Source organism: Wandonia sp. (genome assembly GCF_984588085.1).
This window is the reverse complement of record NZ_CFIGVI010000001.1, coordinates 244,194-256,114: the sequence shown is the minus strand read 5'-3', so window position 1 is coordinate 256,114 and position 11,921 is coordinate 244,194. Positions and strand designations below refer to the sequence as shown.

The 11,921-nt window shown below is 40.1% G+C and carries 9 protein-coding genes; 3 read left to right on the top strand and 6 right to left on the bottom strand.

Annotation, left to right across the window (positions count from 1 at the left end; genetic code table 11):
- Positions 1-296 precede the first annotated feature (296 nt).
- On the top strand, positions 297-1,349 hold the full coding sequence (locus AC4PL9_RS01155; protein WP_491602962.1) for a peptidylprolyl isomerase: 1,053 nt from the start codon (positions 297-299) through the stop codon (positions 1,347-1,349).
- Positions 1,350-1,416: 67 nt separating this feature from the next.
- Here AC4PL9_RS01155 and AC4PL9_RS01150 read toward each other — a convergent pair whose 3' ends face one another.
- The 4 genes from AC4PL9_RS01150 to AC4PL9_RS01135 form a co-directional block, all read right to left on the bottom strand.
- Positions 1,417-2,865: a T9SS type A sorting domain-containing protein gene (locus AC4PL9_RS01150; protein ID WP_491602961.1), complete on the bottom strand. Its 1,449-nt coding sequence runs from the start codon at positions 2,863-2,865 to the stop codon at positions 1,417-1,419.
- Between the two features lie 91 nt (positions 2,866-2,956).
- Positions 2,957-3,337, bottom strand: coding sequence for a hypothetical protein (locus AC4PL9_RS01145; RefSeq protein ID WP_491602960.1), 381 nt, complete (start codon positions 3,335-3,337; stop codon positions 2,957-2,959).
- A 133-nt stretch (positions 3,338-3,470) separates the two neighbouring features.
- On the bottom strand, positions 3,471-4,868 hold the full coding sequence (locus tag AC4PL9_RS01140) for a type III PLP-dependent enzyme domain-containing protein (RefSeq protein ID WP_491602959.1): 1,398 nt from the start codon (positions 4,866-4,868) through the stop codon (positions 3,471-3,473).
- Between the two features lie 77 nt (positions 4,869-4,945).
- Positions 4,946-5,977, bottom strand: a complete 1,032-nt coding sequence (locus AC4PL9_RS01135; protein WP_491602958.1) for a COX15/CtaA family protein — start codon at positions 5,975-5,977, stop codon at positions 4,946-4,948.
- Positions 5,978-6,131: 154 nt separating this feature from the next.
- On the opposite strand from AC4PL9_RS01135, the gene AC4PL9_RS01130 reads away from it, so the two are divergent.
- Positions 6,132-8,300 carry a PKD domain-containing protein gene (locus AC4PL9_RS01130; RefSeq protein ID WP_491602957.1) on the top strand — a complete coding sequence of 723 codons (2,169 nt, stop codon included), beginning with the start codon at positions 6,132-6,134 and terminating at the stop codon, positions 8,298-8,300.
- A gap of 6 nt (positions 8,301-8,306) precedes the next feature.
- Here the strand turns inward: AC4PL9_RS01130 and AC4PL9_RS01125 are convergent, their stop codons facing one another.
- Both AC4PL9_RS01125 and AC4PL9_RS01120 read right to left on the bottom strand, forming a co-directional pair.
- A complete protein-coding gene (locus AC4PL9_RS01125) occupies positions 8,307-9,716 on the bottom strand; it encodes an aldehyde dehydrogenase family protein (RefSeq protein WP_491602956.1) in 1,410 nt (469 codons plus the stop codon).
- A gap of 11 nt (positions 9,717-9,727) precedes the next feature.
- Positions 9,728-11,104 (bottom strand): saccharopine dehydrogenase family protein, encoded by a 1,377-nt coding sequence (locus AC4PL9_RS01120; RefSeq protein ID WP_491602955.1) that lies wholly within the window; start codon positions 11,102-11,104, stop codon positions 9,728-9,730.
- Positions 11,105-11,333: 229 nt separating this feature from the next.
- Here AC4PL9_RS01120 and AC4PL9_RS01115 point away from each other — a divergent pair.
- A partial coding sequence (locus AC4PL9_RS01115; protein WP_491602954.1) for a zinc metalloprotease occupies positions 11,334-11,921 on the top strand: 588 nt, incomplete at its 3' end.

The following is an 11,921-nucleotide window of genomic DNA, read 5'->3' as shown; positions in this document are numbered from 1 at the left end:
TGAAGTCGGCTTGCATTCACCTTCCCTTGTTTTCATAAGGAAATTAGTAGTCGTAGTGTAATATCCTCTTCTGGTTTCGTGTGACAAAACAACACTTTGATACACTCCAATCCGACAACTGTACACTATCTCTATATTTCATATCAGCACCTTTAAAGATAAGAAATTACACCTCATAAAGCAATGATTTTTATCAGTTTACATCTCTTTTTCAAGAGATCAGTCTGTCAATACGTCTTCGGCATCTTCTTTGTAAGACAAAATGAATAACTTTAGGCAAAAATTGAACAACAGGTATGAAAAAGATAATTGCTGGTCTATTTATTTTTGGCGCGATCACATGTGGATTTGCTCAAAAAATCAATAAAAAGAATCTGGAACCCGGTATGTATGCCAACATCCAGACCTCTAAGGGGAATATTCTCGTGGTGCTTGAACACGAAAAAACACCCCTTACAGTAGCCAACTTCATCGGGTTATCCGAAGGTAAATTCCAACCATTTGACTCGGTTTATTACAAAGCTCCATTTTACGACGGGCTAAAGTTTCACCGGGTAATCGCTAACTTTATGATTCAGGGAGGAGACCCTAAGGGAAATGGAATGGGAGGTCCCGGATATAAATTTTTTGATGAATTCCAGGATGATCTGAAACACGACAAAGCAGGAGTCCTCTCTATGGCGAACAGCGGACCTAATACAAATGGGAGCCAGTTTTTCATTACACACAAAGAAACCCCCTGGCTGGATGGAAAGCATAGCGTATTTGGTCATGTGTTACAAGGACAAGATGTAGTCGACAGTATTGAGCAAAATGATAGTATTGTTCGTATATCTATTATCCGAAAAGGAAAATCCGCTAAAAAATTCAAGGCTTCAAAAGTTTTTCAGCAACTTTACCAGGAAAAAGCTGAACAGGTAGCAAAAGAACTTGCAGAAATGGAAAAAGTAAAAAACATGAGTGTTGAGGAGTACAAAACGTACTTCAAAGAGCAAACTATAAAAGATTTCCCTAAGGCAACTCAAACCGAATCAGGATTGATGCTTGTTATTCATGAACCGGGAAGTGAAGAGAAGCCACAAAAAGGGCAAATGGTAAAGGTGCATTACACAGGTACATTTCTCAATGGAAAAAAGTTTGACTCCTCAAAAGACCGCGATCAACCGTTCTCCTTTCCTGTAGGAAAAGGAAAAGTAATCAAAGGTTGGGATGAAGGTATTCCGTTGATTGGAAAAGGCGGAAGAGCAACTCTTATCATTCCTTACTTTCTTGGATACGGCTCCAGAGGACAATCTATTATCCCACCGTATGCTACTCTTCTTTTTGAAGTGGAAGTTTTGGATTTTTAAGTTGAAAAAAGAGAATACAAAAAGGGAGCTATCTTGTTTATAGCTCCCTTTTTTGTGCACTAACCCTTTACTTCTTCACCAGTTTATGCATCAGGATATCACCTGCCGTTTCAAGTAATAAAGTATATATGCCTGCTGGCAAATGACTCACATCAAGACTCACATTTGATGTATTTATTTCAGATTCAATATAAACCCGACCATCTATCCCCACGACCTTTACAACAGCAGATTCTTCATTCTTCCGGTTTAGCGTAACAGTGTTTTCTGCCGGATTGGGATAAACCTGTAATGCATTCTTGTCTTCTTCCTCACTTATTGAAAGATTTGGAGCCTGTGTAATTACCCAACGTCTCTTTCTGATTCCTGCAGGATCAGCAACAGAATGGTCACTATATACATCATAGGCAGAAACAAAGCAAGATTCATTATAAGGTGTCTTTTCACCATCAAAAAACTGACCACCGTCCAATTGCCATCCGGAAGGGGCAATATATTCGTATTCTAAACCACCTTCAAAGCCATAACAATCATCAAAATGTTGAACATAACGTTCTATCGGTTCGTAATCACTTCCATTCCATACCTCGAAAATTATTTCCGTCCGATTCCCTTCTCCATCGTAATCACTGGTAACTGAATGTTGTTGTGTATACGCTCCCGATTCCATCTGATAATCTCCATAAAGAATGAAATCAGCAGGATAGTACTGGTCAAGCTCACTTCTCTTGCCGATGATTCCATCTGTTATCTTCTGCACGCCATCCAAACCTACAAAGTAATAATCCGGGCGAAATTCAGATGGTCCCCATTCAGAAATCTCCATTCGCTGAAAACCTTCATAAGATAACAGGTTATTATTCCAAACGGAAATATCTATTACTATCGGATCAGGCGTTTCTCCATAGGCATAATTAAAAACATATATCTCCTCCCAATACTCTCCGTCCTCACTCTCAAAACCTCTCAAACTGGTAAAACGATTTTCGGCATCTCTCTCGTACTCCATACGTACTTCTCCATCATACTCCCACTCTCCTGCATTATAGATTTCCTGAAGTGAGCTACTGTAATATCCCTCCGGAGTGTATGTATTAATTGTCCGGTAACCGTATGCCCAAAAATTATTCACAACATCCCAGTTTTGGTGAATGATTGAGCTTACGTTACCATAGCCATCATAATTATATATTTTACGACTAAGGTTTTGGTAGGCTCCATCCTGCATAGTAAGCGTTCTCAACTGACCTCCTGGAAAATACGTTAAGACATAATTGTTTGCCAACGTTTCTACTCCTCCTGCACTAACTGCATATTTCTCCAGAGAATAAGGTGTATCGTAACTATTATTCTTGTTCAGATTATACCGGGGTATAATACCCTCATGTGCTGCGTATTCACTTCTAAGATGAGTTGGAATAAGGGAAATTTTATCCGATGCAACAGGAAGTTGTCCCCACAACCATCCCTGCACAAGCGTTCCTAGCGCTGCTAAAAGGAGTACTTTTCTTTTCATACTTATCATTTTGTTACTATAAATAGCTTATAGTAACAAAAGTAAGCTGACAATTCCTGTAAAAAAGGAGGGGAAACCCTGAAAAGCGTGGTTAATTATCTGTCGCCACTAACTTGTCCAGAAAACGCTTCAGATTTTCATTAACAGCAAGTTCCGGATTTCCAAGAACGAGTAAACTGGTTAACCTTTCACGCTCCATCCATAACAGCAAATTAGAGGTTGTTGCTACCAACGTTCCATTAATATCTACTTTATGAACAGGCTTATTACTCTTATCAAACAAATCGCGCAGCTCTTCCGTTTCCTTGGAAAAGTTGTGGTTCTCATGAAAAATTGCCAAACCTTCTGCAAGTTCAAGCATATCTGTCTTCGAGTCGTGTAATTCGAACTCAAGACCATTATCTGAACTCCAGGCCTGCATCACCTCCGTAAATGGAGTATTGGCAACAAAGACTATTTTTTTCGTGGTCATTTTGGCTCACAATTTATTTCAAGACCTCACTATGAAAGTCTCGAAAATCGGGGTGCAAAAATAGGATTTTAAACCGAATGAACAGGGATAACCTTCCTTTTTTTTACACTTTTCCGGTTTTACTAGATTAAAATCACTTATAATACCCCAATAAGTTCATAAAGTCAGAAGCACTTTGCTCTTCAGAAAACACCTTGGTTACCAACTGACCATTCTCATTTCTTGAAATGAGAATATGCCTGGGTTCAGGAATCAGGCAGTGTTTCAGTCCTCCGAAACCTCCAATTGTTTCCTGATATGCTCCCGTATTAAAGAAGCCAATGTAAAGTGGTGAGTTCGGATCGAACTGGGGTAAATAGATAGCGTTTGAATGTTGTTCTGAATTGTAATAATCATCACTATCACAGGTAAGTCCTCCTAACAAAACTCGTTCGTATTTTTCTTCCCACTTGTTCACGGGAAGCATTATAAAACGCTGATTAATCGCCCATGTATCCGGAAGATTTGTCATGAAAGAACTATCGATCAGATTCCATTTCTCACGATCATTCTGATGTTTTTGGTACAGTACTTTGAAAATTGCTCCCGCACTCTCTCCTACCGTGAAAGAACCAAATTCCGTAAAAATATGTGGCTCAGGAATATTCTCCTCCTCACAAACATGCTTTACCTGTTGCAGGATTTCCTGTACCATATAGAAATAATCATAATCAAAAGCCAACGATTTCTTTATCGGGAACCCTCCTCCTATGTTGAGCGAATCAAGTGTAGGGCACACCTTTTTCAACTCACAATATACGCGAAGACATTTTGTTAATTCATTCCAGTAATACGCCGTGTCCGTAATTCCTGTATTGATGAAAAAGTGTAACATCTTTACATCTACACGGGGATTATCTTTAATAAGCGTATTGAAAAAAGGAAGAATATCACGGTATCGAATCCCCAAACGAGAGGTATAAAACTCAAATTTAGGCTCTTCTTCCGAAGCAATCCGGATTCCGATTGATACGTTCTTGTCTGTAGCTTCCAGTAATTCACTTACCTCTCTGAAGTTATCAACGATAGGAATCACTTTTATATCTTCCTGATCAATAAGGTTAGCAATATTCTGAATGTATTTGGGCAATTTGAATCCATTACACAACACGTAGTTGTTGGGACCTAACTTCCCTTTATTCTTTAAGTTTTGAACGATATCTATGTCAAAAGCAGAAGAAGTTTCAATATGTATATCGTTTTTCAATGCTTCATCCAGAACAAATGAAAAATGAGAGCTCTTTGTACAGTAACTATAATAGTAATTTCCTGAATACCCCAGGTTGCTCATTGCTTCTCTGAACCAGCTTTTGGCACGTTGAATATTATTACTTATTTGAGGTAAATAATGAAATTTAAGTGGTGTACCATATTCTTTGATCAGGTTCATCAGGTCAATCCCGTGAAAGGTAAGGTTTCCTTCCTTCAACTTAAACTCATTCTGAGGAAAATCAAAGGTTTGCTCTATTAAATCTCTGTACTTTGTCTTCATTTATTTCTTCATTCCACGCCTTTATTTTCTCTGCGCTCACACAAATTTCGATAAAATTTATCAGTTATTATCATTTTTTAAATTTCACTTGCGTGATTTTTACTTTTCATCCTGAACATTGCCATTAACAACACCCCAAACAACACACTGGCAAATAACAAGTGTGCAGTCTGAATCAGACCCGGCATATTGAAATGTCCAAGCAAAATTCCGGACACCAATTCTACCACAAGTATATAAAACGACCAGTGTATAATTCGTAACTCTTTGTCCTTTCTCTTGAACCAATACACGCCTGCGATCAACACCAACACTAACCATGAAAAACTACGGTGAATAAAGAACGGAATAGAAAAATAGGAACTCCAATCTTCTCTTTCCACTCCTGCTTTTCGTAAAAAATCAATTTCTTCTCTCACCTGAGTCCCCAAAAACATCTGGGCAAAGGTCACCGTAAAAATGATGAACATCAACCAGTAAATCGTTTTTGAAACAGCCAGATCTTTTTGTTGAACAGGAGAAACCATCCTGATAATATACAATTGCAGTCCGATAATCACCAGTGCCAGTAGCATATGAACCGTAATCGTCCATGGAACAAGATTGGTTGCCACAACAATGGATCCAAACCATGCCTGAAACACGAGTATAATCAGATTCAATGTTGACACGAAAACGAGTCTTCGTTTTCTGTATTTGAACAAAATCCAGAGGAAAGAAAGCAAAATGAGGTTTCCGGCTACAAAACCGAACAAACGATTAGCGTATTCCGTCCAGGTCTTTCGGGCATTAAATTCTTCCTCTATCAAAATAGACTCCATGTTATCCCCCAGTTTTTTCGCCTCTCCTTCAAGACCAACTGCCGATAACATTTTCATGAATTTCTCAACTTTATTTTTCCGCTTCTCCGAATAAATATCCTGGTAATTTTCCGGTAATATTTTTGCGTCCGTTGGGGGCACCCACTGTCCGAAACACTTTGGCCAATCCGGACACCCCATTCCACTTCCGGTTATCCGAACAAAACTTCCGGCTATAACAACCAGATAAATAAAAACTAATGTAATCCAACTAAGGCGGACAAACGAACGAGAAACAGGTATTTTCATAACAAATCCTTTTACTAAATCCAGTTCCCGCAAAAATACCAATTACTTTCGCGTGGGATAAGCACGAACGAACTTTTTATCATTTCAAACGTCTTACTCCCGGAATACTTTCAAAAGCATTCCTCAATTCACTCAATTCTATTAACTTAGCAGTATGCGAATTTCGTGTTTTCTGTTATCCCTTATTTTCCTGACCTCTTTTTCAGGTTATGCGTCGCATATTGTTGGAGGAGAGATGTATTACGACTGTCTGGGAAACAATCAGTACAGAATCACTTTAAAGATTTACCGCGACTGCTTTTCGTCAGGAGCTGATTTTGACTCTCCGTTGCCGGTAACTATTTTCACCGGTAATAATCAATTTGTGCGTGTAGAGGATGTTCCTTATCCGGGAAACACTACGATCCCGGTTACGTTTAACAATCCATGCGTTACACCTCCAAACAACATTTGTGTTCAGGAAGCTATCTACACCAAAGTTATCACACTGGCTCCTTCAGCAAGCGGATATAAACTCGCCTACCAACGTTGCTGTAGGGGACCTGCCGTTCAAAACCTACTAAATGCTGATGATGTTGGTCTGACATTACTTGCTACGATTCCTCCTGCGGGTATTACGGACTGTAACAGTTCTCCACGATTTAGTGATTTTCCTCCTTTGATGCTTTGCAACAATGATCCCCTAGTATTCGACCATAGCGCTACAGATCCGGATGGAGACCAACTTGTATACGAGTTATGCGCCCCCTACAATGGAGGAACTACTTTTGATCCCCTTCCTAATCCGGCTGATACTCCTCCTTATTCATTGGTACCTTGGGAGACTGGGTTTTCGGCCGTCGTTCCATTAGGCCCGGGTTCTTCTGTCACAATAGATCCAACTACCGGTGTATTAAGTGCCGCCCCTAATCTTACGGGACTTTTTGCGGTTGGTGTCTGTGTCAAAGAATACAGGAACGGAACATTGATCGGAACTACAACCCGGGATTTTCTTTTCAGGGTTATTAATTGTCAGATCCAGCTAACATCAGAAATTACGCCTCAGGAAGAAATGGAAGGATTCACCTCCTACTGTGAAGGCCTGACCATTACGTTTGAAAATGATTCATTCAACGGCGACACTTACTTTTGGGATTTCGGAGTATCAGGAACAGACGCTGACACTAGTAATTTAGTTACTCCAACCTATACTTTCCCCTCTGCCGGAGACTATGAAGTTACCTTAATTGTTAATCGTGGTTGGCCCTGTACTGACACCAGCAAACAGATATTCAGAGTGTATGAAGAGTTCTATGTACAATATACTACTCCCCCACCTCAATGCATCGAAAACAACAATTTTTCATTTCAGGCTGACGGACAATTTAACCCGGCAACAACCAGTATAATCTGGGATTTCGGAAATGAAGCAACCACTGCGCAATCACAGGACTTAAACCCTCAGAATATTGTTTTCAACGCCAGTGGTTATCACACAGTCACCTTGTCTGGAAATAATGGAGTTTGTCAATCAGTTTATACAGACTCCATACTCGTGTTCAAAATACCAACTATTGATTTTGATCTTGATACCGGCTTAATGTGTGCTCCTTATCTTGCCCGTTTCTACAATAATTCACAGTCCGATACAGAAATAATTTACGTATGGGATTTTGGAGACGGGACGATGTCCAATGAAGAAAACCCTACACATGTTTATCCGAATCCAGGTGTATATGATGTTACTCTCAGTATAGTTGTTGACGATGGCTGTCAGGCGGATCTTTCCATGACGATTGAAAATGCGATTGATGTCAAACCAAGCCCTACAGCAAATTTTTCTCTTTCCGCAGATACTGTATCTGCATTTGAACCCTGGGTAACGCTGTCTGATGAATCTATTGACGGGATTGAACACTGGTACTACTTCACACCCCAGGATTCGACATCCGAGCGGAATACGGATTGGGCCTACTTAGATGGAGGCACTCACTATCCGATGCAAATTGTAACCAATTCTTTTGGTTGCAAAGACACTATGATTCGCAGGATTTATGTGATTCCTTATACGACTTTATACGTACCTAATGCTTTCACTCCGGATGGCAATGGATTAAATGATGTCTTCCTGCCTGAGGTACGGGATGTGCTGGAATACCGCTTTGATATCTATACCCGATGGGGCAATCGTATTTTCACTACTGATAATCCCAAACAAGGATGGGATGGAACACACAACGGAAAACCTGCCGGAGACGGAGTTTATGTATACCAGATTTTCTTCAAAAAAGCACATACAAATCTTAACGAGATCGTCCGCGGACATTTTACTCTGATTCGCTAATTACGATCAAAAAACCATCAATTTAGGCTCCAGATAGTCCATCATTGCGTATTTAACTCCTTCTCTCCCGAAACCTGAATCTTTCACCCCTCCGTACGGCATCTGATCCACCCGGAAAGTAGTTGATTCATTTACAATCATTCCACCAACTTCGAGGCATTCATAACAAGTTTCCAACACCTCATGATCCCTTGAAAAAACGGAAGCCTGTAACCCGAAACGACTGTCATTCACCTTTTTTATTACCTCATCAAGGGTCGAATAAGTATCCAGGCATACTACCGGACCAAAAACTTCCTCGTCCCAGACTTTCATCCCCTTAGCAGCACTTTCCAATAAAGCAGGTGCAATTAAAGCTCCTTTTCTCTCTCCTCCACAAATAATTTTCGCTCCGGATTCCTCAGCCTCCTTTAACCAGTTCTCCACACGACGTGCATTCTTTTCATCAATCATAACACTATAGCGCGTATCCTTATCAGAAGGATCACCTACCCGTAACTTTTCTACTTCCTGACAATACAACTCACGAAATTCTGCATACTTATCTTTATGAATAAAAATGCGTTGTGTATGAATACACACTTGTCCGCTATAGGCATAACCACCCACAATCAATTTCTGAACTGTGGCAGCTATATCTGCATCCTTATGTACAATTGCAGCAGCATTTCCTCCCAATTCCAGAACTACTTTCTTTTTTCCTGCCTGTGATTTCATTTTCCATCCCACATCCGGGGATCCTGTAAATGAAAGTACGTTTATTCTGGTATCTTCTACCAGTTTTTGTCCTGTTACTCGTGAACAGGGTAAAACCGACAACGCCCCTTCCGGAAGGTTCGTATGAGCAATTATATCTGCAAGCAATAATGCCGTTAAAGGAGTAGATGAAGATGGTTTCAATAGGATCGGAGAACCTGTGGCAATTGCCGGTGCAATCTTATGAGCAACTAGATTCAGGGGGAAATTAAACGGACTTATTCCCGCTATAATTCCCGCACTCTTATACTCAACTCTTCCTTTCTTTCCTCTTCCCTGCTCTGTCCAGTCCAATGCCAGAATCTCCCCCGGAATACGCTTACATTCCTCGGCTGCCACACGAAAAGTTTCTATACCTCGCTGTACTTCTCCACTAGCATATCTATATGGTTTGCCGGATTCCAGAACAATCAGGTTCGCAAACTCTTCTGCTCTGGCTTCTAATTCCTGTGTGATCTGCATTAGGATGACACTGATGTCTCCGGTCGAAAGAGAGGTGTATGCTTTTTTCGCTTGTATTGCAAGAGCAATAGCCCGCTCAATATGTTCTTCACCTGCTAAAGAAATAGTTGTAATCACTGTTTCGTCAAACGGGTTTAGCACCTTCATCTTTTCCGTTGAAGAAATCCACTGACCTCCTAAAAACAAATCACTTTTCATACCCTATTATTTTACGACCATGGCTGCATATCCTGACTATAAAGTCGAGGTGGAACGATCTCCTTCTCGGTAAAAGCAACCCCATACTCCTCCAGCTCTTGCAAAACCGGATTGTATATTTCAGGATAAATCGGGATTTGTACGCCTTTCAATGCAATCGTACCGTTTAAAATCATTCTCCCGCAAATAGCAGCAGGTAAACCAACAGTATTACTCATAGCTGTATACGTTCGATCCTCACCGATATTCGCCATATAGGAAACGACTTCTCTGTGTTCTCCCTCAAGGATGTAGACAAATTTATGATACATGACAATCATATCTTTATCATCTTCCTTCAATCCCCATTTTTCTTCCAGAATCTTTTGAAGTGCCTGTGCCGGGGTTGCACTCTTAATCCCGACAATTTTATCACTTGAGAAAATATCCAGCCAAACCAGTTTGTCCCAGAGCGTATCATCGAGGTCAATCTTCAGATAGTGACGCAATTTCAACTCAACCGAATCATTTTCATTGTATGGAAGAAAAGAGTTAATAAACTCACGATATGTCATCTTTTCACTTCCTTCAATTACGTATGAATCATCCGTAGCTCCCAGTTGAACGAATACATCCCAGGCTCTGCAAAACCCTTTTCTTCGCAAGGTCCCTCTGAAAATCGTTGGAATATCATCCAGTTTGTAAACGGATCTGTAACTCAAAGAGTCCCGATTTGCGTATCCTTCAAATTTTCCTAACTCATCCAATTCTATGATCTCTGTCCGGCGGAAAAGTTTTGTATAGGGAATGTATTTATATTTTCCTTCCTGTATAAACTTAGCTGCACCTCCCTGACCTGCCAGGACAACGTTTCTTGGGTTCCAGGTAAATTTATAGTTCCATGGATTATCATCTGATTCAGGCGCAACCAAACCTCCCGTAAAAGATTCAAAAATCGTTAGTTTCCCCCCTTTCGACTCGATCGTATCAATTACCTTTTTGGCACTCATATGATCAATTCCCGGATCTACACCTATTTCATTCAGGATAATTATTCCTGCTTTTTCTGCTTCCTCATGCAATGCTTTCATTTCCGGAGAAACATAAGATGGAGTAATCAGATTTGTACGTAGCTCTATACAATCCCGTGCCACGTCAATGTGGAAACGAGCCGGTAACATACTTATAACCAGATCAGCTTTTTCGATTTCCGGTCTTCTTTCTACAGGATCCAATGCATTAAAAGCCAAAGCTACTCCACGCGGATGACTTCCCAGTTTTCTTTTCACCAGTTCTTTGTCCTGATCGACTACTCTTATCTCCCAATTTTCTCGTTCAGCATTTTGTAAAAAATAGCGTATTAAAGATGAAGATGACAAGCCCGCACCTATAACTAGAATTGTTTTCATGAAAGCAAATTTGTTCATTTTTTATCATTGCGACTAAGGTAACAAGTTTAATTTTTTCCACATGCAATTTCACACAAATTTACCCCCTATATGTTCTTTTTCTTAACACAATCACCGCTAACAACCTTTTTTAACCGCTCATATAATTTCGATCACTTTTTCTTCTCTCAAGACCCAAATAGCCTGATATGTTTGTAAATTCGTTGTTATTACTACAAAAATTTACCCCATGCTAAAAAAAATTACATCCCTCTTGACGGTTGGATTAGTTACCGGAGTATCCTTTGCACAAACTCCTCATTATATTCATTGTGCTTCAGACCATGCCATATCGTATCAGGAAGAATTAACTCCCGGATACAGATCCATCGTAAACTCAGCTTTTGATTATGCAAAAGAACGTGCCGTTGTAAACGGACAACAAAAGAATTCTTATACGATTCCCGTAGTCGTGCATATCGTTTACAACACCCCTGAACAAAATCTGCACGATTCAGTGATTTTTAATCAGATTGCTAATCTCAATAAAGACTTTAACCGGCAGAATGACGACGCTGGCAATGTACGCCCGGTCTTTAACCCGGTTGTCGGCTCAGCAGATATTCACTTTCAATTAGCTCAGTATGATCCCGACGGAAACCCGACTAATGGTATAACCCGTACACAAACGTCAACTACCAGTTTTGGAAGTTTTAATTCCTTTCTCGGAGATATGTCAGTCACTGAGAGCGTTAAGTCTTCTACAGATGGAGGTATTTCTCCCTGGAATCAGGATGAATACCTAAACATCTGGGTATGTAATATGTCTATCTCTTTT